19 protein-coding genes, 7 tRNA genes and 2 pseudogenes are annotated in these 20,283 nt (G+C 72.5%); 12 read left to right on the forward strand and 16 right to left on the reverse strand.

Annotation, left to right across the window (positions count from 1 at the left end; all coding sequences use genetic code 11):
• The first annotated feature begins 61 nt into the window (after positions 1 to 61).
• On the forward strand, positions 62 to 787 hold the full coding sequence (locus ACWDZ7_RS16780) for an exonuclease domain-containing protein (RefSeq protein WP_451797639.1): 726 nt from the start codon (positions 62 to 64) through the stop codon (positions 785 to 787).
• A 104-nt stretch (positions 788 to 891) separates the two neighbouring features.
• Here ACWDZ7_RS16780 and ACWDZ7_RS16785 read toward each other — a convergent pair.
• Positions 892 to 963: transfer RNA gene (locus tag ACWDZ7_RS16785), tRNA-Val, on the reverse strand.
• 39 nt (positions 964 to 1,002) lie between these two features.
• On the reverse strand, positions 1,003 to 1,449 hold the full coding sequence (locus ACWDZ7_RS16790) for an SRPBCC family protein (RefSeq protein WP_451797640.1): 447 nt from the start codon (positions 1,447 to 1,449) through the stop codon (positions 1,003 to 1,005).
• Positions 1,450 to 1,978: 529 nt separating this feature from the next.
• On the opposite strand from ACWDZ7_RS16790, the pseudogene ACWDZ7_RS16795 reads away from it, so the two are divergent.
• Positions 1,979 to 3,019: pseudogene (locus tag ACWDZ7_RS16795) on the forward strand (SCO7613 C-terminal domain-containing membrane protein); the annotation flags it as partial.
• A gap of 115 nt (positions 3,020 to 3,134) precedes the next feature.
• Here the strand turns inward: ACWDZ7_RS16795 and ACWDZ7_RS16800 are convergent.
• Positions 3,135 to 3,206: transfer RNA gene (locus tag ACWDZ7_RS16800), tRNA-Val, on the reverse strand.
• A 64-nt stretch (positions 3,207 to 3,270) separates the two neighbouring features.
• A complete protein-coding gene (locus ACWDZ7_RS16805) occupies positions 3,271 to 3,705 on the reverse strand; it encodes a TIGR02611 family protein (RefSeq protein ID WP_451797641.1) in 435 nt (144 codons plus the stop codon).
• A 191-nt stretch (positions 3,706 to 3,896) separates the two neighbouring features.
• On the opposite strand from ACWDZ7_RS16805, the gene ACWDZ7_RS16810 reads away from it, so the two are divergent.
• Together ACWDZ7_RS16810 and ACWDZ7_RS16815 are read left to right on the forward strand one after the other, a co-directional pair.
• Entirely contained in the window at positions 3,897 to 4,310 is a 414-nt protein-coding gene (locus tag ACWDZ7_RS16810) for an SsgA family sporulation/cell division regulator (RefSeq protein ID WP_003959770.1), read from the forward strand.
• Between the two features lie 239 nt (positions 4,311 to 4,549).
• Entirely contained in the window at positions 4,550 to 5,113 is a 564-nt protein-coding gene (locus ACWDZ7_RS16815; RefSeq protein WP_451797643.1) for a CGNR zinc finger domain-containing protein, read from the forward strand.
• Positions 5,114 to 5,154: 41 nt separating this feature from the next.
• Here ACWDZ7_RS16815 and ACWDZ7_RS16820 read toward each other — a convergent pair whose 3' ends face one another.
• Together ACWDZ7_RS16820 and ACWDZ7_RS16825 are read right to left on the reverse strand one after the other, a co-directional pair.
• A complete protein-coding gene (locus tag ACWDZ7_RS16820; RefSeq protein WP_451517328.1) occupies positions 5,155 to 5,376 on the reverse strand; it encodes a hypothetical protein in 222 nt (73 codons plus the stop codon).
• A 328-nt stretch (positions 5,377 to 5,704) separates the two neighbouring features.
• The gene (locus ACWDZ7_RS16825; protein WP_451797645.1) at positions 5,705 to 6,151 is read right to left on the reverse strand and encodes a hypothetical protein; all 447 of its coding nucleotides are present in this window, start codon (positions 6,149 to 6,151) and stop codon (positions 5,705 to 5,707) included.
• 223 nt (positions 6,152 to 6,374) lie between these two features.
• On the opposite strand from ACWDZ7_RS16825, the gene ACWDZ7_RS16830 reads away from it, so the two are divergent.
• Positions 6,375 to 6,902, forward strand: coding sequence for a DsbA family protein (locus ACWDZ7_RS16830; protein ID WP_451797646.1), 528 nt, complete (start codon positions 6,375 to 6,377; stop codon positions 6,900 to 6,902).
• Here ACWDZ7_RS16830 and ACWDZ7_RS16835 read toward each other — a convergent pair.
• The 3 genes from ACWDZ7_RS16835 to ACWDZ7_RS16845 are packed head-to-tail and all read right to left on the reverse strand — an operon-like array spanning position 6,899 to position 9,593.
• Entirely contained in the window at positions 6,899 to 7,723 is an 825-nt protein-coding gene (locus ACWDZ7_RS16835; RefSeq protein WP_451797648.1) for a GNAT family N-acetyltransferase, read from the reverse strand. The two genes, ACWDZ7_RS16830 and ACWDZ7_RS16835, sit on opposite strands and share 4 nt — an antisense overlap.
• A 26-nt stretch (positions 7,724 to 7,749) precedes the next feature.
• A complete protein-coding gene (locus ACWDZ7_RS16840; protein ID WP_451797649.1) occupies positions 7,750 to 8,571 on the reverse strand; it encodes an aminotransferase class IV in 822 nt (273 codons plus the stop codon).
• The gene (locus ACWDZ7_RS16845) at positions 8,568 to 9,593 is read right to left on the reverse strand and encodes a chorismate-binding protein (RefSeq protein ID WP_451797794.1); all 1,026 of its coding nucleotides are present in this window, start codon (positions 9,591 to 9,593) and stop codon (positions 8,568 to 8,570) included. Before ACWDZ7_RS16845 ends, ACWDZ7_RS16840 begins: the two co-directional genes overlap by 4 nt.
• A 187-nt stretch (positions 9,594 to 9,780) precedes the next feature.
• Here ACWDZ7_RS16845 and ACWDZ7_RS16850 point away from each other — a divergent pair.
• The 5 genes from ACWDZ7_RS16850 to ACWDZ7_RS16870 all read left to right on the forward strand — a co-directional run bounded on the left by ACWDZ7_RS16850 (position 9,781) and on the right by ACWDZ7_RS16870 (position 10,278).
• Positions 9,781 to 9,853, forward strand: a tRNA-Gly gene (locus ACWDZ7_RS16850).
• A gap of 40 nt (positions 9,854 to 9,893) precedes the next feature.
• Positions 9,894 to 9,967, forward strand: a tRNA-Cys gene (locus ACWDZ7_RS16855).
• A 1-nt stretch (position 9,968) separates the two neighbouring features.
• A tRNA-Val gene (locus ACWDZ7_RS16860) sits at positions 9,969 to 10,040 on the forward strand.
• Between the two features lie 54 nt (positions 10,041 to 10,094).
• Positions 10,095 to 10,166: transfer RNA gene (locus ACWDZ7_RS16865), tRNA-Val, on the forward strand.
• A gap of 37 nt (positions 10,167 to 10,203) precedes the next feature.
• Positions 10,204 to 10,278: transfer RNA gene (locus ACWDZ7_RS16870), tRNA-Val, on the forward strand.
• Between the two features lie 58 nt (positions 10,279 to 10,336).
• On the opposite strand, the gene ACWDZ7_RS16875 is transcribed toward ACWDZ7_RS16870, so the two are convergent.
• From ACWDZ7_RS16875 to ACWDZ7_RS16890, 4 genes are all read right to left on the reverse strand, one after another.
• Positions 10,337 to 10,642 carry a TFIIB-type zinc ribbon-containing protein gene (locus ACWDZ7_RS16875; protein WP_451797651.1) on the reverse strand — a complete coding sequence of 102 codons (306 nt, stop codon included), beginning with the start codon at positions 10,640 to 10,642 and terminating at the stop codon, positions 10,337 to 10,339.
• Between the two features lie 194 nt (positions 10,643 to 10,836).
• Positions 10,837 to 11,751 (reverse strand): phosphotransferase family protein, encoded by a 915-nt coding sequence (locus ACWDZ7_RS16880; protein WP_451797653.1) that lies wholly within the window; start codon positions 11,749 to 11,751, stop codon positions 10,837 to 10,839.
• 526 nt (positions 11,752 to 12,277) lie between these two features.
• Complete coding sequence (locus tag ACWDZ7_RS16885) at positions 12,278 to 12,481, reverse strand: hypothetical protein (RefSeq protein ID WP_451517321.1); 204 nt, start codon at positions 12,479 to 12,481, stop codon at positions 12,278 to 12,280.
• A 200-nt stretch (positions 12,482 to 12,681) separates the two neighbouring features.
• Positions 12,682 to 12,948, reverse strand: coding sequence for a hypothetical protein (locus ACWDZ7_RS16890; RefSeq protein ID WP_451797655.1), 267 nt, complete (start codon positions 12,946 to 12,948; stop codon positions 12,682 to 12,684).
• Positions 12,949 to 13,144: 196 nt separating this feature from the next.
• On the opposite strand from ACWDZ7_RS16890, the gene ACWDZ7_RS16895 reads away from it, so the two are divergent.
• On the forward strand, positions 13,145 to 14,500 hold the full coding sequence (locus ACWDZ7_RS16895) for a serine/threonine-protein kinase (RefSeq protein WP_451797795.1): 1,356 nt from the start codon (positions 13,145 to 13,147) through the stop codon (positions 14,498 to 14,500).
• Between the two features lie 30 nt (positions 14,501 to 14,530).
• On the opposite strand, the gene ACWDZ7_RS16900 is transcribed toward ACWDZ7_RS16895, so the two are convergent.
• From ACWDZ7_RS16900 to cobT, 3 genes are all read right to left on the reverse strand, one after another.
• Entirely contained in the window at positions 14,531 to 15,349 is an 819-nt protein-coding gene (locus ACWDZ7_RS16900) for a TrmH family RNA methyltransferase (protein ID WP_451797656.1), read from the reverse strand.
• A gap of 54 nt (positions 15,350 to 15,403) precedes the next feature.
• Entirely contained in the window at positions 15,404 to 16,675 is a 1,272-nt protein-coding gene (cobA, locus tag ACWDZ7_RS16905; RefSeq protein WP_451797658.1) for a uroporphyrinogen-III C-methyltransferase, read from the reverse strand.
• A gap of 247 nt (positions 16,676 to 16,922) precedes the next feature.
• Positions 16,923 to 19,970 carry a nicotinate-nucleotide--dimethylbenzimidazole phosphoribosyltransferase gene (cobT, locus tag ACWDZ7_RS16910; protein ID WP_451797659.1) on the reverse strand — a complete coding sequence of 1,016 codons (3,048 nt, stop codon included), beginning with the start codon at positions 19,968 to 19,970 and terminating at the stop codon, positions 16,923 to 16,925.
• A 30-nt stretch (positions 19,971 to 20,000) separates the two neighbouring features.
• Between cobT and ACWDZ7_RS16915 the strand changes: the two are divergent.
• A pseudogene (locus ACWDZ7_RS16915) lies at positions 20,001 to 20,283 on the forward strand (hypothetical protein); the annotation flags it as partial.

Here is a 20,283-nt window from a genome sequence, read left to right on the forward strand (position 1 = left end):
ATCACCAGCGTGGGCAGGGGACCGACGTCAACTGCCGGAGCTGATCGAGGAGTTGCACCCCATGACGTGCTGGTACGAGGGGCCCTTGGCCGCATTCGACACGGAGACCACGGGCGTCGACGTCGAGACCGACCGGATCGTGTCGGCCGCCGTCGTCGTCCAGCAGGGCGCGGGAACCCGACCGCGCATCACCCGCTGGCTGGTGAACCCGGGCGTTCCGGTGCCCGAAGCAGCCACCGACGTACACGGACTGACGGAGGAACACCTTCAGCGCAACGGCCGCTGGCCCGCGCCGGTGATGGAGGAGATAGCACGCGATCTGGCCGAACAGGGCGCGGCGGGACGGCCGATCGTCGTCATGAACGCGCCGTTCGACCTGACCGTCCTTGACCGGGAGCTGCGCAGGCACCGCGCCTCGTCGCTGGCCCGCTACATGGAGGGCTCGTCCCTCTGTGTGATCGATCCGCGGGTCCTCGACAAGCAGCTCGACCGCTACCGCAAGGGCCGCCGCACGCTCACCGATCTGTGCGCGCACTACGAGGTGGAGCTGGCCGGGGCCCACGACGCGGCGGCGGACGCGCAGGCCGCCCTCGATGTCGTACGGGCGGTGGGGCGCCGTTTCGCCGCCCGCCTGGAGCGGCTCTCGCCGGCCGAGCTGCATACGTTGCAGGCCGTCTGGCACGCGGCGCAGGCGCGCGGTCTCCAGGCGTGGTTCGCGAAGAGCGGTTCGCCGGAGGCCGTGGATCCCGCGTGGCCGCTGCGTCCCGAATACCGGGCGGCGGCCTGAGCGGGCGGACGGTCCGGACGGGCTGCGCGGGGCGCACGGGGCGCACAGGGCGCACGGGGCAAGAAAAAACCGGTCCGTCTGCTGACGGACCGGCATTCTCCGGGTGGGCGATACTGGGTTCGAACCAGTGACCTCTTCGGTGTGAACGAAGCGCTCTCCCACTGAGCTAATCGCCCGGGAACGCACTGAACAATACAGGTCCGGGCGCCTTTCCTTCAAACCGCTTCCAGATGCGCCGTAAGACCTCTGCGGCCCGCCCGCATCATCAGGGCGTGGTTGAGCAGGAACACGGGCCTGCCCGGGACGGCGAGGCGCCGCATCAGCGGTCGCCGCACCTCGACCTCCTGGTCGTAGCGGGCCCGCGCCCCTTCGGGCCCGGCCGTGACCGTCCAGCGCGCCCAGCCGTCCAGGTCGCCCGTCATGCCGATCTCCAGGACCCCGGCGTCGGGGTCGCGGCGCCGCTCGTGCGCGGTGACCAGAAGGTCGTACGGGAGGAAGGACCGGAAGCGGGCGACGCCGCTGCGGCCGTCGGCCGACGTCACCTCGCGCACCTGGGGCCACCACAGCGGATAGTCCTCGACCCGCTCCAGGGCGGCGTAGGCGTCGGCGGGCGAGCAGGGCAGGTCCCAGAGGCTGCGGAAACGGTAGTGGCACCAGTTCATGGGACGAGTCTGCCCGGTGGGTCCGGTGGGCACCGGGTCCGAGTACGTCCTGAGTATCCGCGCCGATGCCCTGCGACGTGGCGCGGACCACACTCCTCAGCCATGACGAACATTCCGCCACCGGCCGAGGAGCTGCGCCTCCTCGACTGGGAGCTGCGCCAACTGGAAGCGCGCAGGACGCAGTTGCTGCAGCGCCGCACCTGGCTGCTCGGTGTCCTGCGCGCGGCGGGCCCGGCCGGGCCACCCCCTCGCCCGGCCGGGCCGCCCGCCCCCGAGGCCGCTCCGCCGAGCGCCCAGAACGTCCTGCTGACGCTGGGCGGCGTGCTGCTGGCCATCGCGGCGATCGCCTTCACGGTGGTGAGCTGGGGCCACTTGGGCATCGGCGGACGCAGCGGTGTGGATGGCGAGCGGGTGGCTCGCCACGACGGGCGCCCCTCTCAGCCCGGCAGGCCGGAACGCCGCCCGGTACGGCGCGGCAGTCCTCGCCTGGTGGGCGGCCGTCGCTCTGCCTGCCGCGCTTCGGCTTCCGTACGTGGTCGGGCTGTCGGCTCAGATCGTGGTGATCGTGGCTCTGCCGGCCGTCGCTGTCCGTGTCGCGTCGGCCGTCCCGGCCCTGGTCGCCTCGGTCCTGGCCCTCGTGTCGTCGGTGAGCGTCGCGTTCCTCTCCCTGCCGGCCGAGACAGCGACTCTCGCCACCCTCGGGGCGCTCACCGTTCTGTTCGTGGCCGCCTGCGTCCAGATGGCCGGCCGACCGGGTCGGGCGGGCGCCCTCGTGGCCTGTGGGTGCATCGCCCATGCCACCGCGCTCGCCTGTGCCGTCGGCGCCGCATGGGGGCTGCGTCCGGAGCACATCGGGCTGCTCGTCATCGCCGTTCCTGCCCTCGCCGCGCTCGCCGCCGCCCGTCCGGGGCAGCACCCGCTGACCCTGCCCATCGAGATCATGGCGGGCGCCTCCGGGGCCCTCGCCATCGTCCTCGCCTCTGGCCACGCTCCTACGCTCGCCCTCACCGTGGCGCTCGGCGGGCTCATCGCGGCGGGCACCGCGCTCCGTCCGGACCGCCGCCCCGTGGGGTACGCGGCCGGGGCGCTGTTCATCCTGGCGAGCTGGGTGTGCCTCGGGTCCTGGGAGGTGTCGGCACCGGAGGCGTACACCCTGCCGGTCACCGTCCCCGCCCTGCTCCTCGGCCTGCTGCGCCGCCGCCGTGACTCCGAGACCTCGTCCTGGGCGGCGTACGGCCCCGGCCTCGCCACGACACTGCTGCCGAGCCTCACCGCCGCCTGGAGCGACCCGCACTGGCAGCGTCCACTGCTGCTCGGTGTCGCGGCGCTCGTACTGACCCTGGCGGGCGCCCGGCACCGCCCGCGTGCCCCGCTGGTCCTCGGCGGCACGGTCCTCGCCCTGGACGCGCTGCCCGAGCTGGCCCCCTACATCGTGCAGGTGGCGGGCGCCCTGCCCCGCTGGCTGCCGCCCGCGCTCGCGGGCCTGTTGCTCCTCGCCGTGGGCGCCACGTACGAGCAACGCCTGCGCGACGCACGCCGGTTCCGGAATGCCCTCCACCGAATGCACTGAACGCACGGAAATGAGGGGCCCGCCGCAGGCCATGAAGACCCGTCAATTTCCTTGAAAGGCAAGGGAATACGACAACGGCCCGGAGGCTCAAAAGCCTCCGGGCCGCAATCCGGGGTGGGCGATACTGGGTTCGAACCAGTGACCTCTTCGGTGTGAACGAAGCGCTCTCCCACTGAGCTAATCGCCCGGGCGCACAGAGAACGTTACCGCATGTCAGCGGGTGCTTCCGACCGCCCCGGAGCCACCCCCGGTCACTCCTTGATCTTCCACGGCATCGCGATGCCGAACTTCCAGACGTAGATGGCGACCAGCACCGCGACGATGACGAGGCCGATAGTCGTCAGGATGATGTTCCGGCGCCGCACCTTGGGGTCGAGCGCACGCTGCGCCGCCTCGGTGACCTTGCGCTTCGTCCAGCGCAGCACCAGCTGGGCCCAGACGAACTCGGTCGCCCAGATCGCCATGCCGCCGAAGATCACCAGCCACCCGGGCCCGGGCAGCGGAAGCATGATGATGCCCGCGACGACGACCGCGAGGCCCACGATGAAGACGCCCACCTGCCAGCTCAGGTGCAGCACCCTGCGGGCCTGGACGTACTGCGGCGCCCGCGATCCGAGCGGCGGCTCGGCCTGCGCCCCGACGGCCGGTTCCGCGACCCCCGTGGGCTCGTTACTCCCCGTATTCATGCGGCCAAACCCTACCGGACGGAAACCCGTCACCGGAATGGGCGTACGAACAGGAGAGACAACCCGCCATACGAGCTACCTAAAGACACGCAAAACTCCCAGAGGGGTTTACAACGGCACCGTAGGTGGCATGTCGATTTCGCCGACGTGCGAATCCCCGAGCGCACACTGAGCGAAAGGCCCTGGCGCTTATGAACACCACGGTCAGCTGCGAGCTGCACCTGCGCCTCGTTGTGTCGAGCGAGTCCTCACTGCCTGTTCCCGCGGGACTGCGGTATGACACGGCCGATCCCTACGCCGTGCACGCCACCTTCCATACCGGAGCCGAGGAAACGGTCGAGTGGGTGTTCGCCCGCGACCTCCTCGCCGAGGGCCTGCACCGGCCCACCGGAACCGGCGACGTCCGAGTCTGGCCGTCCCGGAGCCACGGTCAGGGCGTCGTCTGCATCGCCCTGAGCTCGCCGGAGGGCGAGGCTCTGCTCGAGGCCCCGGCGCGGGCCCTGGAGTCCTTCCTGAAGCGAACCGACGCGGCCGTGCCCCCCGGCACGGAACACCGCCACTTCGATCTCGACACGGAGCTGTCACACATCCTGGCCGAAAGTTAGCGGCGCGGGAGTGTCGAGATCCCCTCACGCCGTCCGACTCGGGGCGACGGCGCAGGCAGTCACGACATGACACACGGGACACACACAGGACACGACGACACAAGGCGAAGAGAAAGCAGGCACCGGCGCCGTCACCGCGGAACCCCGCGGCGACGGCGCCGGTGCGTCCCGTGGGGAAGCCGCTAGCATCGGCCAGCATCGGCGGGCACCGGCCCGACCCCCATCCCAGGGAGCGCATCGTGCTGATCACCCACGACACCCGGTGTTCCCTCGACGCCGTGGTCGATCTGGTGAACACCGCACCGGAGGATGACGGGGCCGACGGGCTCGCGGACGTGGCGTCGCTCGGTGAATTCGTACGAACCCACGAAGTGAGCGACGTCGGCGTGCTCTCGGAGCGTGACCTCGCCGACGTGCGCCGGATCCGCAGCCGCTTCGCGGAGGTCTTCGCCCACCCCGAGCCCAAGGCCGCGTCGACGATCATCAACGAGCTGATCGCGGCGGCGGGCACCACGCCACGGCTCACCGACCACGACGGGTACGACTGGCACATCCACTACTTCGCGCCGGGCGCGTCCATCGCGGACCACCTGGCGGCCGACTGCGGCATGGCGCTGGCCTTCTTCGTGGTCGCCGGGGAGCAGGAGCGGCTGCGGCGCTGCGAGGCACCGGACTGCCGGCGCGCCTTCGTCGACCTGTCCCGCAATCGCTCCCGCCGCTACTGCGACAGCCGCACCTGCGGCAACCGTCTGCATGTCGCCGCGTACCGCGCCCGCCGCAAGGAAGCCGCGGACACGGCCTAAGTGTGCTGTCCGGACAGCACACCCAGCTCGGGGGGAGCACGCTAGAGCAGCAGCAGATCGTGCAGCGACGCCAGCAGGATCAGCATGCCGATCACTGTCAGGAAGATCATCAGTGGTGGCTGGGAGAGGGCGAAGAGGCAGCCTCGCGGTTCTTCGTCGGTGGCGTGCCGCTCTTCGTCGGCAGGTCGTCGCTCTTGGGCCGGTGCCGCTTGCCGTCCGTCGTCCGACGGCGCCGCATCGCCCTGTGGGGTGGTGTCCAGCATCTCGCGGTGATGATGACGCAGGTGAGCGGCCACCGCTGACCAACACGCCAGAACGAGACGGGAGTTCGCCGGATCCCGTGAACAGGCAAAAGTCCAGCGCCCGCTACGTTCCGCCCATGGCCCACCGCCGTACACCCGCGCGACACTCGGCGGCACCGTCCGCACTCTAACGAGGGAGCCGCCATGTCCATGGGACGCCGACGGCTGTTGACGACCGCGCTCGGCGAGGTGCGGCTGGGCCCCTGACCCCGGAACCCCTCGCGGCCTCCGCCTCGGGCCCCCCGGAACCGGCGGCGGGACGTCTCCTTCAGATGCCGTGCTTCTTCAATCAGATGCCGTGCTTCTTCAATATCGCCTCGATGTCGCTGAAGTCCTCCGTCGGCGCGGCCGCCTTCGGCTTGGCGGCGGGCTTCGCGGCGGCCGGGTGGGCGCCCTGGCCGATCGAGGGCGCCGACGCTGCGGGGGCCACCGCCTCACGCTGTGCGGCCTTCGCGGCCTTGCGCTCCTTGCGGGTGCCGCCCGTGCGGCGCTCCACCGCGCGCGTGCCCAGGAATATCAGCCAGGCCGCGCCGAGCACGCCGAAGCCGACCCACGCCTTGAGGCTGAACGCGGTGTCGGCGGCCCATCCGACGACGCCCGTCAGCACGAGGCCCACCGGCACCAGGGAGTACGCGGCGAGACGGGCCGCGGCGAGGAAGCGCTTGCGGTAGGCCGTGACCGCGGCGATGCCGAGCCCGGCCGCGGATACGGCGGAACAGACGGTCTCGGCAATCATCCGGTCCTCCATGCATACAGGCGCACAGGCGTACAGCCGTACGTAGCGTAATGGCACTGTCGTCCCTTCCATCCTGCACCGGGTGGGTGCCGCGAAGCCACGTCCTGGGCGGACCTCAGGGACATATCCGGGTCATCTCGGGGTCCCGGCTCCTCCCCAGGTGCCGGTCGGTGCCCTCCGGTCCCGGTTGGGAGGCCGGCCCGTGGGCTGGGAGACTGTGCCCATGAGCGACTCCCCTGCCGACCGCCCTGCCCGCCCCGTCGTCCTCGACGTCTGGTGCGAGCTGCAGTGCCCCGACTGCCGTACCGCCCTGGAAGACGTGCGCGCCCTGCGCGCCCGCTACGGCGACCGCGTCGAGCTGCGCCTGCGCCACTTCCCCCTCGAAAAGCACAAGCACTCCTTCGCCGCCGCCCAGGCCGCCGAGGAGGCCTTCGAGCAGGGGAAGGGCTGGCCGTACGTCGAGGCGGTGCTCGCCGAGGTCGAGGAGCTGGACCGTAAGGGCGAGCCCTTCCTGGTGGAGACCGCCCGTGGACTCGGCCTGGACGCCGAGGAGTTCGACACCGCCCTGATCGACGGCCGGCACATCCTGATCGTCGACGCCGACCAGGCGGAGGGCAAGGCCATCGGCGTCACCGGCACACCGACGTACGTCATCGACGGCGAGCGCCTGGACGGCGGCAAGAGCCAGGAAGGCCTGCGGGAGCGCGTCGAGGAGATCGCCGACCGGCTCCTCGCGGGCGAGGGCTCCTAGAGCAGCGGCTTGTAGAGGGAGTACGAGACCGGCTCGTAGCCGAGGGAGTCGTACAGGCACAGGGCCGGGGCGTTGCCCGCGAAGACGTTGAGGCCGATGCGGCCGCGCCCCGCCGCGCGGGTCTGCGCCTCGGCCAGGAGCATCAGGGAGCGGCCGTGACCGCGCCCCCGGTAGAACTGGTCCACTGCGACGTCGAAGACGAACGCGTCGTCGTCCCCGAGCGCGAGCCACAGGACGCCGACCTTCGCGTCGTCGTGGGTGAGCACACTCAGCAGGGCGTCGGGGGTGGCGAGGCCCTGGGGCAGGCCCTTGGCGTGGTCGGCCTCCGACTTGGCGTACGCCTGCGACTCGGGCACACCGCGGCCGATCCAGTCCCGCGCGTACTCCCGCTTCGCCCGCGCCAGCCACACCTCGTACTCGTCCCCGGTCATCGGCCGTCCCGCGACGCCCGCGGGAAGCGCCGCGGGCTCGTCCGCCACCGGCTTCGCCAGCTGACGGCTGCGCTCCACATAGCCGAGCGCCGTCGCGAGGCGCAGCGCCCCGGCCGCCTCTGCGGGGACGGCCGCCTCGATGCGCCGGCAGCCCCAGCCGCGCGCGACCTCCTCCGCGGCCAGCGCGGCCACGGTGCCGCGGCCGCGCCCGCGGTCCGGCTCGGCGATCCGCAGATCACGGACGCGGCACACCTCCGGGCCGAAGACCTCGTCGGTGGCAAGCGCTATGGAACCCACGGGGCGGCTGTTCACACAGACGTCGTACGTGCGTGCCTTGGCGCCGTCGGCGCTCCGCTGGAGCGGCCCGGTCGGCCGCAGGGTCGTGGTCATCACAGGGGTTCTACCCGCCCTGGAGCTCACGGATCCAGGTCGTCCCCGGCCCGCTCGTCGAAGGTCCGCATCGCTTTGGTGGTCACCGGGCCCGGCGCTCCGGGCAGTTGGCGCCCGTCGACGCGGTGCACGCCCTGGACGTCGCGCAGCGTCGACGTCAGGAAGACCTCGTCGGCGCGGTCCAGGACGTCCATCGGCAGATCGGTCTCGCGGGCACCCGTCCACTCGACGGCCAGCTCGCGCGTGATGCCCGCGAGACACCCGGAGGCGACCGGCGGGGTGAGGATCTCGCCGTCGAGCACGACGAAGACGTTGGAGCCGGTGCCTTCGCAGAGCTGCCCGACCGTGTTCGCGAAGAGGGCCTCCGAGGCGCCCTGTTCCTGGGCGCGGGCGAGGGCGACGACGTTCTCCGCGTACGAGGTGGTCTTCAGGCCGGTCAGCGCGCCACGCTCGTTGCGGGTCCACGGCACCGTGATCACGGCGGTGGAGTCGGGGCGCCGCACGGCCTCGCCGAGGGCCACGACGAGCGTGGTGCCCTGGTCACCGCGGTCCGAGCCGAGCGGCGACAGGCCCCCGGTGTAGGTGATCCGCAGGCGTCCCAGCGGGAGCGGGTTGGCCTGCAGGACAGCGGCGCAGGCGCGGCGCACCTCGTCGAGGTCGGGCTCGGGCAGCCCCAGACCGCGCGCCGACCGGGCGAGCCGGGCCAGGTGCCGGGTGAGGGCGAAGGTCCGGCCCTCGGCCGACTTCACCGTCTCGAAGACGCCGTCGCCCACCGTCAGCCCGTGGTCGAACACGGAGACGCGGGCGGAGTCGACATCCCGCAGGCCGCCATTGAGCCATATCTTCACGTTGGGGTTCCTCCACTCGCTTCGTACGTCCCTGACGCTACCGCCAGCAGTCGGGCGGCCTTCAGCTCGGTCTCCCGCCACTCCCCCTCGGGGTCCGAACCCCACGTGATGCCCGCCCCTGTGCCGAAGCGCAGCACTCCCTCGGCGCGGTCGATCCAGAAGGTGCGGATGCCGACGGCGAGCTCTCCGGTGCCCCGGTCGGCGTCCACCCAGCCGATGCCGCCGCAGTACGGGCCCCGGGGCGCCGTCTCCAGCTCGTCGATGATGCGCAGGGCGCTGGACTTGGGCGCTCCGGTGACGGAACCGGGCGGGAACGTCGCCGCGAACAGTTCGGCCCAGCCCGCGTCGGGACGCAGCTCCCCGTGGACGGTGGAGACGAGGTGGACGAGGCCGGGGTGCTTCTCGACCACGCAGAGGTCGGGGACGGTCACCGAGCCGGTCGCGCAGACACGTCCGAGATCGTTGCGGACGAGGTCCACGATCATGACGTTCTCGGCGTAGTCCTTCTCCAGGAGGTCCGCCTCCGTCCGTCCGGTGCCCTTGATGGGCCCCGACTCCACGACACGGCCCTCACGGCGCAGGAACAGCTCGGGGGAAGCGGTGGCCACCTCCACCCCGTGCGCGGGCAGACGAATCGTTCCGGCGTACGGGGCGGGGTTCCCGCGCGCGAGGAGGGCCGTCAGGGCGTCCACGTCGGCGTCGGCGGGGACGGGCGCGGACAGGACGCGGCAGAGGTTGGCCTGGTAGACCTCGCCGGCCGCGATGTACGCGCGTATCCGCCGCACGCCGTCCGTGTACGCGGCGCGATCCAGGGACGACGTCCAGTCACCGGCGGCCGGACCCCGCCACCTTCCGGGTACGGGAGCGGGCACGGCCTCCTGGCGTACGTCGTCGAAGCGGGCGCAGACCAGGCCCCCCTCGAAGTCCGCGGAGACCGCCCAGAAGCCGGTGGAGTCCAGAGCCGCGGGGTCGCTGGTCACATCGCGTAGACCGGTGGCCACAAGACCACCGAAGCGCGCCATGGGAGGGAGCGCCGGTGAGGACGTCAGAGGGGGGTTGTGCACGGCTGCGAGTCTATGACCGGTGTCCCGGCCGCGCCCCGGACCGGCGACAGGGCAGCACGCTGCGCAAACGCGTTTTTGTACTGGCCCAGGAATCCGCTAGAGTTCAACACGTCGCCGGGACGCGCAAGCGGGCCGGGAAAGACAAGCGGACGTAGCTCAGTTGGTAGAGCGCAACCTTGCCAAGGTTGAGGTCGCCAGTTCGAACCTGGTCGTCCGCTCGCAGGAAAGTGGGGGATCTTCCCGAACCCCCGCACTCCTGGTGGAGTGGCCGAGAGGCGAGGCAACGGCCTGCAAAGCCGTCTACACGGGTTCAAATCCCGTCTCCACCTCCAAGGACGATTAGCTCAGCGGGAGAGCGCTTCCCTGACACGGAAGAGGTCACTGGTTCAATCCCAGTATCGTCCACTGATCTTCACGGAGACCGGCCGTCCTGGCGGTTGCTCCACGAGGGTCGAACCCGCGCGATTAGCTCAGCGGGAGAGCGCTTCCCTGACACGGAAGAGGTCACTGGTTCAATCCCAGTATCGCGCACGCAGTACGCAGCACACGTCACGCATGTTGATGACCCGCGCGATTAGCTCAGCGGGAGAGCGCTTCCCTGACACGGAAGAGGTCACTGGTTCAATCCCAGTATCGCGCACCACACACGAAGCCCCCGGCCATTCCCACGGCCGGGGGCTTCGTCGTTCGTTCGGGGTCTCTCAGGAGGAGAAGAGCATGTGCCCGAAGCTCTTGTGACGCTTGCCGTGGCCGTAGTGACCGCTGTGGCTGCCGTGACCGCCGTGCGGGGCGCCCCAGGCGGGAGCCTGCGCGGCGGGGTAGGCCTGGGGGGTCGGGGGCGCGGGCGGCGGCGGGGCCTGCGGGCCGCCCCACTGGGCCTCCATGCGGGTCAGGGACTCCAGCTCGCCGTAGTCCAGGAATATCCCGCGGCAGCCACTGCACTGCTCGATCTGGACGCCATTGCGGTTGTACGTGTGCATCGGTGCGTGGCACTTGGGGCACTGCATGGACGGCTCAACTCCTCGCCGGTGGTGAAAGCTTCGCCGGATCTCTGCCCGGCTTCGGTGCGTTGCACCCTACTTCGTCGCGTCCCAGGTCAACTCGGGTGGTGCCGGGTCAACTCGGGTGGCGGGTGGTTCCCCGCGGCCGGCTGTGCGAGCGCATCGACTCACGCCCGGCTCACGCCCGGCTCACGCCTGGCTCACACCCGGCCCATCCGGTCGCAGGCGTCGATCAGCGCCTGCTCGACCTCGTCCAAGGGCCGGTCGGCGGCGACAGCCTTGGTGATCGCCAGGGCGGCGGTCTGCACGGTCAGGGCGCGGGCCGGGACGTCGAGGGCCGGCCAGGGGTCGGCCCCGTCGGGCGGGACGGCCGGGCCCGCGGCCGCGCGGTAGGTGCCGAGGAAGCGGGACCACTCCTCGGGGGCGAGCAGGCCGCACGCGTACCAGGCCGCGGGGCGGGCCAGGTCCCAGGCGGGGTCGCCCGCGCCGAGGTCGTCCACGTCGATCAGCAGCCAGGTGCCGTCCGGGCCGCGGACGAGCTGGCCGAGGTGGAGGTCACCGTGGCACAGGCGCGGCGGGCCCGGCGCGGGGGCCTCGGCGCGGGCCCAGGGCGGGAGCTGCCGCCAGGCCCGCAGGACGGGGGGCGCGGCGGGGTGCGGGCCCGCCGTGCGGAGGCGTTCGATGGCGCGGGCCGCCTTGGCCGGGCCGCGCATGGCCGGAAGCGGATGGGGGATCGCCTCCGAGCCGGTGGCATGCAGGCGGGCCAGGAGGGTGGCCGCGGCCTCCCAGGGGGCGGCGTCCGGGTCGTCGCGGTCCACGGGGGTGCCGTGGGGCCAGAAGGTGACGAGGCGGTCGTGGAGAGGAGTGGGATCGGTGTGCAGGGGTGCGAGGAGGATGCGTGGGAGACGTGCGGCCACGGTGAGGCGTGCCGCCAGGTCTGCGGGGTCCGTCCCCTGGGCGTGGGCCTTCGCGACGATGTCGCCGTGGCGGATGACGGTGGCGTCCGCCCGGTCCGCGAGGACGGTACCGGTGGCCTCGCCGCAGGCGCAGGTCCCTCCGGGCGGGTGGGCCGCACTGCGGACCTTGGCGGTGAGCGCGGGCAGGAGGGCGGTCACGGGTTCCCCGGGGGTGTGGTGATGGTCGGCACGGACGAAGCGTACGGAACCGCTGCGCTGGGCTTGAGCGGGGGCGGGCGGGGCTTCGCCCCGAATCCCCTCGGGCCCCCGGGCTCCGTCCCGCATCTGCGGGCGATGGGCGGTACAGAAGAAGCGTATGGAACCGCTGCGCTGGGCTCGGGCGGGGCGGTGGGGCTTTACCCCGAACCCCTCGGAACCTCCGGGCTCCGTCCCCCTCTGCGGGCGATCGGCGGCACCAACGACGCCTACCGAACCGCTGCGCTCGGCTCGGGCGGGGCTTCGCCCCGAGGCGTCTCGGAAGATGCTGAGGGACGGCCGCGAGCGTGGGGGCCGTGGGAGCCGCTGGTGGGGCACGGCCCGCGGGCGCCGGGGACTGACCGCATGGCAATGCCCGCGCAGCTCCCCAGCTGCGCGGGCATTTTGCCGTCCGCCGCACCCCCGTCCCCACGGGGTTTCCTGGCCGGATGTCCCCGCCCGGACCGCTCTTCCGGGCCTGGGGCGCCGCTCAGCGCCCCAGCATCACGCCCACGGACGACGCTTGTGTGACCACTGCTTCCCAGCCGCCGAAGACGACCACGAGCAGGGCTGCCAGGGGGAGGACCATGGCCGTCGCCACCAAGGGATGACGCGTGCCGGACGGGCGGGCGCCGAACGCGGAGAACCTGCGCCCTTGCGTGCGGACCATGGTCCGCGGTGCCGTGTCCGCCATGGTTCCTCTCCTGACCGATCTCGATGTGGTTTTGGCAGCGGCGGGTGTCTGACCTCGGGGGACGAGTGCTGCCACCCGCCGCTTGACCTCAAATCTAGGTGCGCGGAAGGCCCCGGGCATCATGCCCTCGTACCGATTGGCTGGCCTCCCGGAGGATGACCGACCCGCGCTGATGTACTCCCATGGGTGGAGACGGGGACCTAGGTCTCAGGGTCTTCCCGGAGGGGGCGGGCCGCGGCCTCGGATGCGTCCTCCCTGGGGACCGGTTGTTCGACCAGGGCCAGGACGCGGGTGGCCATGAACCGGGCCGTACGCACCACTGTGCCGGTACGGGTGACTTCGCTCACTTCCACCACTCCCCTGCGCACCGCCGTCTCCACCCGGCGGCCCGCCCGGCTCGCCACCACCTCGTACGTCCTCGTCGTGTCCCCCGCGTCCACGACTATCTCCACGCGATCACCCTTCACGGGATCAATCCCCCTTCAGTGATGGATGGTTGGAGAACGGGGTGGCGTCAACCGCCTCTGGCCCCACGTCCCCTGACCACTCTTCGATTTTCCCACCCGGCACTGACAATCGGTCGCCTCGCGAGGGCGCGGCCTCTGCACGTGCCCGCCCGTGGAAACGTAAGCTGTGGCTCGTCAAACGGACCGGGTAGCGGGGATGGACATGGCGATGATGCGGCTCCGGCGCGAGGACCCGCGTGTCGTCGGCTCGTTCAGGCTGCACAGGCGCCTGGGCGCCGGCGGCATGGGGGTCGTCTATCTGGGGTCGGACCGGAGAGGGCAGCGCGTCGCCCTGAAGGTGATCCGGCCCGATCTGGCGGAGGATCAGGAGTTCCGGTCGCGCTTCGCGCGGGAGGTCTCGGCCGCCCGGCGCATCCGCGGCGGCTGCACGGCGCGGCTCGTCGCCGCCGACCTCGACGCGGACCGGCCGTGGTTCGCCACGCAGTACGTTCCCGGGCCCTCGCTGCACGACAAGGTCGCCGCCGAAGGGCCGCTCTCCGCGGCCGACGTGGCCGTGGTCGGCTCGGCGCTCGCCGAGGGGCTCGTGGCCGTGCACGAGGCCGGTGTCGTCCACCGGGATCTGAAGCCGTCGAACATCCTGCTGTCCCCCAAGGGGCCGCGGATCATCGACTTCGGCATCGCGTGGGCGACCGGCGCCTCGACGCTGACGCATGTGGGGACGGCCGTGGGCTCGCCCGGCTTCCTCGCTCCCGAGCAGGTGCGCGGCGCCGCCGTCACTCCGGCCACCGACGTCTTCGCGCTCGGCGCCACACTCGCGTACGCGGGGATGGCGGATTCACCCTTCGGGCAGGGCAGTTCCGAGGTCATGCTCTACCGGGTGGTGCACGAGGAGGCGCAGCTGCACGGCGTGCCGGACGCCCTCGCGCCGCTGATCCGCGCCTGCCTCGCCAAGGACCCGGAGGAGCGGCCCAGCACGCTCCAACTGTCGCTCCGGCTCAAGGAGATCGCCGCCCGCGAGGCCCAGGGCCTCGGCGAGGTGCGGCCGCCCGCGCCGCGTCAGGACCACGACCGGCCGACGGGGCGGCTCGCCGAGAGCTACGCGGACCAGCGCACCCAGCGGCGGCCCGCTCCCGGCGCCACTCCCCCGCCGCGGCCCGGCCAGTCCCGGCCCGCCCCGCCCAGGCCCAGCGCCCCACGCTCCGGGTCCCGGCCCTCCGCGGCCCGGAACACGACGCGTTCCGGCCGCAGGCCCGCGCCGCGCAGCGGCACCGGGCGGCAGGGGCCGCGCACCACGGGGACGGGGCGGCGGGGACCCGCCAATCCCCGGCTGCTGCGGCAGCGGCTCTTCGTGTTCGTGGTCGTCACGCTGCTCGTGGCGCTGGGGATCGCCGCCGCGCAGGGCTGCCAGGGTCCCGCGCGGAGCCTCGGCGACATGGACGTACCGCCGCAGCACTCCCAGCACGCCGAGCACTTCCAGCACTTCCAGCACTTCCAGCACTTCCAGCACTCTCAGAGCCGGTCCGCCGGGCCGGGGGCCCTGGCCGGTAGCTGAGGGCGCCACCTTTGGGACTGCGCCCGCCCCTCAGGACTGCGGGCGGCCCGTCGCCACCGCGTAGAAGGCGACCGCTGCCGCCGCGCCCACGTTCAGTGAGTCCACGCCGTGGGCCATCGGGATGCGGACCCACTCGTCGGCCGCGACCAGCGCCTGGGTGGAGAGGCCGTCGCCCTCCGCGCCGAGCATCAGCGCGACGCGGTCCATACGGTGCGGGGCCGTCTCGTCCAGGGACTTCGCCTTCTCGTCGGGGGTGAGGGCGAGGAGGCTGAAACCGGACTCGCGCACCCCCTCCAGGTCCTTGGGCCAGGACTCCAGGCGGGCGTACGGGACCGAGAAGACCGCGCCCATCGAGACCTTCACCGAGCGGCGGTAGAGGGGGTCCGCGCAGTCCGGGGAGAGCAGGACCGCGTCCATGCCGAGCGCCGCCGCGGATCTGAAGATCGCCCCGATATTCGTATGGTCATTCACCGCTTCCATGACGACCACGCGGCGAGTCGTCGCGAGGAGTTCGTCGGCGGTGGGGAGCGGCTTGCGCTGCATCGAGGCGAGGGCGCCGCGGTGCACGTGGTATCCGGTGACGCGCTCGGCGAGTTCCGGGGTCACCGCGTACACGGGAGCCGGGAGTTCGTCGATGACGTCACGCATGACGTCGACCCATTTGGCCGAGAGCAGCATCGACCGCATCTCGTAACCGGCGTCCTTGGCCCGTCTGATGACCTTCTCGCCCTCCGCGATGAACAGGCCCTCGGCCGGTTCGCGTCGGCGGCGCAGCTCGACGTCGGTCAGGCCCGTGTAGTCGCGCAGGCGGGGGTCGTCGGGGTCGTCGACGGTGATGAGATCGGCCACAGGGTGATACTGCCTTGTCCTGGGTGTGGTGCCAACGGTCGGGGGCGTGTTCCGTTACCGCTGGTTACTTGAATGGTCTGTGAGCTTGCCGGGCTGGGCGAGAGGCTCCGGGCCCACCTTCACGACGTCGCCGATGACGATGACCGCCGGGGGCCTCACCTCGTGGGTGCGGACCGCCTCGGCGACCGTGCCGAGCGTCGCGTCGACGCGGCGCTGGGCGGCCGTCGTGCCCTCCTGGATCAGGGCGAGCGGGGTGTCCGGCGTACGGCCGTGGGCGATCAGAGCCTCGGCGATCCTGCCGATCTTGTCGACGCCCATCAGGATTACGAGCGTGCCGCGGAGCTTGGCCAGGGACGGCCAGTCGACGAGGGAGCGCTCGTCGTCGGGGGCCACATGACCGCTGACCACGGTGAACTCGTGGGCGACGCCCCGGTGGGTGACCGGGATGCCCGCGGCCGACGGGACCGAGATCGAACTGGAGATGCCGGGGACGACCGTGCAGGCGATGCCCGCCTCGGCGAGCGCCTGGGCCTCCTCCATGCCGCGGCCGAAGACGTAGGGGTCGCCGCCCTTGAGGCGGACGACGGCCTTGCCCTGCTTGGCGTGCTCGATCAGGGCGTTGTTGATCGCTTCCTGGGCCATGTAGCGGCCGTAGGGGATCTTCGCCGCGTCGATCACCTCGACGTGCGGCGGAAGTTCGTCCAGGAGGTCGCGGGGGCCGAGGCGGTCGGCGATGACGACGTCCGCGGCGGCGAGCAGCCGGCGCCCGCGGACGGTGATCAGGTCCGGGTCGCCGGGGCCGCCGCCGACCAGGGCGACGCCGGGGGTCCGCGTGCGCAGATGCGGGGCGACGAGACTGCCGTCGCGCAGGCCCTCCACGACCGCGTCGCGGATGGCGGCGGTGCGGCGCGGGTCTCGGTCGTGCACGTCGCTGCTGAGGACGGCGACGGTGACGCCCTCTGAGCGGCCGGTGGCCGGGGTCCAGGCGGTGGCCGCCTCGGCGTCGTCGGAGCGTACGCACCAGACGCGGTTCGCCTCCGCCTCCGCCGAGGCGCGGGTGTTGGCCTCGTCGTCGCTGGTGGCGATCAGGGCGTACCAGGCGTTCTGGAGGTCGCCATCCGCGTAGCGGCGCCTGGCCCAGCTGATCTCGCCCGCGTCCGCCATCGCCTCCACGGAGGGCGTCGCCGAGGGGGATACGAGGAGTACGTCGGCGCCTGCCTTGATCAGCGCGGGGAGGCGGCGCTGGGCCACCTGGCCGCCGCCGAGGACGACGACGCGGCGGCCGTTGAGGCGGAGGCCTACGGGGTAGGCGGGGTGTTCGGCCATGGCTGTGCGGCTCCTCGTGCGGGCGGAGTCTTGGCGGGAGTCTCGAGGGGAGGCTCAGGGGAGTCTCAGGGATGCGGGCCGCTGCGGCGGTGGAGCGGCTGCGTTGACGTGCGGTTCAGTCTTGACGTACTGACTTGCTGGTTCGCCTTGACGTACTGACTTGCTGGTTCAGTATGGCTGGGGCGGGGCCGGGGTTCTTCCCCGAGCCCCGCCCCTTCCCGAATGCTGGGACTTCGCCCCGGCTCGGCTACTTCTCGGTGACGCCCGCCGAGTCGAACGTGGCCACCTCGTGCATCGCGCGGGCCGCGCTCTGGACGATCGGCAGCGCCAGCAGCGCGCCGGTGCCTTCGCCGAGGCGGAGGTCCAGGTCGACCAGGGGGCGCAGGCCCAGCTTGTTCAGGGCCGCGACGTGGCCGGGCTCCGCGCTGCGGTGGCCGGCGATGCAGGCCGCGAGGACCTCGGGGGCGATGGCGCGGGCGACCAGAGCGGCCGCGCCGGCGCTCACGCCGTCCAGGATCACCGGCGTACGCAGGGACGCGCCGCCGAGGAGGAGGCCCACCATCGCCGCGTGCTCCAGGCCGCCGACCGCCGCGAGGACGCCGACCGGGTCCGCCGGGTCCGGCTGGTGGAGGTCCAGGGCGCGGCGGACCACCTCGACCTTGCGGGCGTGCATCTCGTCGTTGATGCCCGTGCCGCGGCCGGTGACCTCGCCGGGGTCCGTGTCCGTGTAGACGGAGATGAGGGCCGCGGACGCGGTGGTGTTCGCGATGCCCATCTCTCCGGTGAGCAGCGCCTTGTTGCCCGCAGCCACCAGGTCGCGGGCCGTCTCGATGCCCACCTCGATGGCCGCCTTGACCTCTTCGCGGGTCAGGGCGGGGCCGGTCGTCATGTCGGCCGTGCCCGCGCGGACCTTGCGGGGCAGCAGGCCCGGTGTGGCCGGGAGTTCGCTCGCCACGCCCACGTCGATGACGCAGACCTCGGCGCCCACCTGGTTGGCGAAGGCGTTGCAGACCGCGCCCCCGCCGAGGAAGTTGGCGACCATCTGCGCGGTCACCTCCTGGGGCCAGGCGGTGACGCCCTGGGCGTGCACGCCGTGGTCGCCCGCGAAGATCGCGACGGCCGCGGGCTCCGGGATCGGCGGCGGGCACATCCGGGACAGACCCGACAGCTGGGCGGAGATGATCTCCAGCATGCCGAGGGCGCCCGGCGGCTTGGTCATGCGCTTCTGGCGTTCCCACGCCTCGCCGAGCGCCTTGGCGTCCAGCGGGCGGATGTTGGTCACGGTCTCGGCGAGCAGGTCGTGCGGGTCCTCGCCGGGCAGCGCGCGTCGGCCGTACGTCTCCTCGTGGACGACCCAGGACAGCGGGCGGCGCTTGGACCAGCCGGCCTGCATCAGCTCGGGCTCGTCCGGGAACTCGTCGACGTAGCCGACACAGAGGTACGCGACCACTTCGAGGTGCTCGGGCAGGCCGAGGGCGCGGACCATCTCGCGCTCGTCGAAGAAGCTGACCCAGCCGACGCCGAGGCCTTCGGCGCGGGCGGCGAGCCAGAGGTTCTCGACGGCGAGCGCCGAGGAGTACGGGGCCATCTGCGGCTGGGTGTGCCGGCCCAGGGTGTGGCGGCCGCCGCGAGTGGGGTCGGCGGTGACGACGATGTTCACCGGGGTGTCGAGGATGGCCTCGATCTTCAGTTCCTTGAACTGCTTCGCGCGGCCCTTGGGGAGGGATTTGGCGTACGCGTCGCGCTGGCGCACGGCCAGTTCGTGCATGGTGCGCCGGGTCTCCGCGGACTTGATGACGACGAAGTCCCAGGGCTGGGAGTGGCCCACGGAGGGTGCCGTGTGGGCCGCCTCCAGAACGCGGAGCAGCACCTCGTGCGGGATGGCGTCCGAGCGGAAGCCGTTGCGGATGTCGCGGCGCTCGCGCATGACGCGCAGGACGGCCTCGCGCTCGGCGTCGTCGTAGCCGGGGGCGGCGGTGCCGGGGGATGTCACGGACTCGGCGGGCTCCGCGGGCTCGGCGTCCTCCTCGATGATGAGGAGGCCGGGGGCGTTTTGGGGGGCGAGGGCTTCGGGGCCCTGTGCCGTGTCGGGTGCGGGTGCGGGCGCTTGAGGCGCTTCGGCCGTCTCGGGTACTTCGGCCATCTCGGGCGCTTCGGCCACTTCGGCCACTTCAGTCACTTCGGCCACTTCAGTCACTTCGTTCGCTTCGATCGGTTCGAACGAGATGACTTCGTCTGCCTCGTCCAACTCTTCGGCCAGGTCGGCCATTCCGGGGGCGGCCGGGAACTCGGCCGGGACCACCACCGGGGGTACAGGGGTATCCGCGCCTGCCTGCGCCGGCGCCTGCGCCTGCGCTTGCGTCTGCGCTTGCTGCTGAGGCAGCGCCGTGCCGTGGGCGACGGGCTCGGCGCCGTCGCGCGGGGCGGGGACGGTGGCGGTGGCGGTGGCGGTGGGCTGCGGCGTGGCCTCGGGGGTCGCGTCGGTGGCCGCCTGGCCATCGGCGGGAGCGGTCTCGGGTTCCGTCGCCTCCGTTTCCGTCTCCGTCGGTTCGACCGGCGGTACGGGAAGGGGGGCGCCGCCGAGCTGCGTGGGCTCGGCCGGTGCCTGCTGCTCCGCCTCCGGGGTGGGCTCGGACTCGGCGGCCTGGTCGCCCTGCGGGACGGCCATGGGGCGCAGGGGCGTCGGCGCGAGGTGGGGAGTGGTCGGCACCGAGCCCTCGACCGGTACGAACTGGCCGATGGGCGTGTCCATTTGGGCCCCGTCGAGCCCGCCGGGGAGCGGCGCGTACTCGGGCGCGTCGACGTCCTGCGGGTGCTGGTGCCCGGGGTGGTGCGGACCTGGCGCGGCGTGCCGGGCCTCGGCCGGAAAACCGCCGTCCGGCGCGTGGCCCGACTGGGCGGCGATGGCCGCGGCGTACGCGCCCTGGGCGGTGCCGGGGGCGAAGCCGAGCTGCCCCGCTCCCTCGGTGTGCGGGGCCTGCGCGCTTCCCCACGGCTGGGCGGAGGCGACGACGAACGGGGACTGCCCGACGACGGCGGGCATGGCCTCGGCGAACGCGGGCTGCTCTGCCATCGGGAACGGTCTGGCCGCGGCCTCGACGCCGGGCTGTGTGCCGGCACCGGGCTGCCCGTTGGGGGCGGCGCCGGTGCCGACGCCTGCGGCGTGCGGGAACGGGGTGGCCTCCGGAGCACCGGGGGCCGGGGTGCCTTGCGCGTGCGGCGCGGCCGGGGCGATGTGGAGCGCCCGCTCCGGCGCCTCTATCGGCAGCTCGGAGGGGGCGTCGCTTGTCGGCACTTGGGCGCCGGCGTGGAGAGTCTCGGCAGCGTGAGCAGCTCCAGCGGCGTGAGTGGCCCCGGCAGCGTGGGCGTCAGCTGTGGAGAGAGGCCCGGCACCGGCGTGAGCAGCGTGGGCCGCAGACGGGGACCCGGCGGCGTGAATGGCCTCGGCAACGTGGGCATCGTCAGCTGCGGCGAGAAGCTCGGCACCCGCGTGAGCAGCATGGGTCGCAGGCAGGGACCCGGCGGCGTGAATGGCCTCGGCAACGTGGGCATCGTCAGCTGCGGCGAGAAGCTCGGCACCCGCGTGAGCAGCATGGGTCGCAGGCAGG

The organism is Streptomyces sp. NPDC003032 (genome assembly GCF_053591415.1).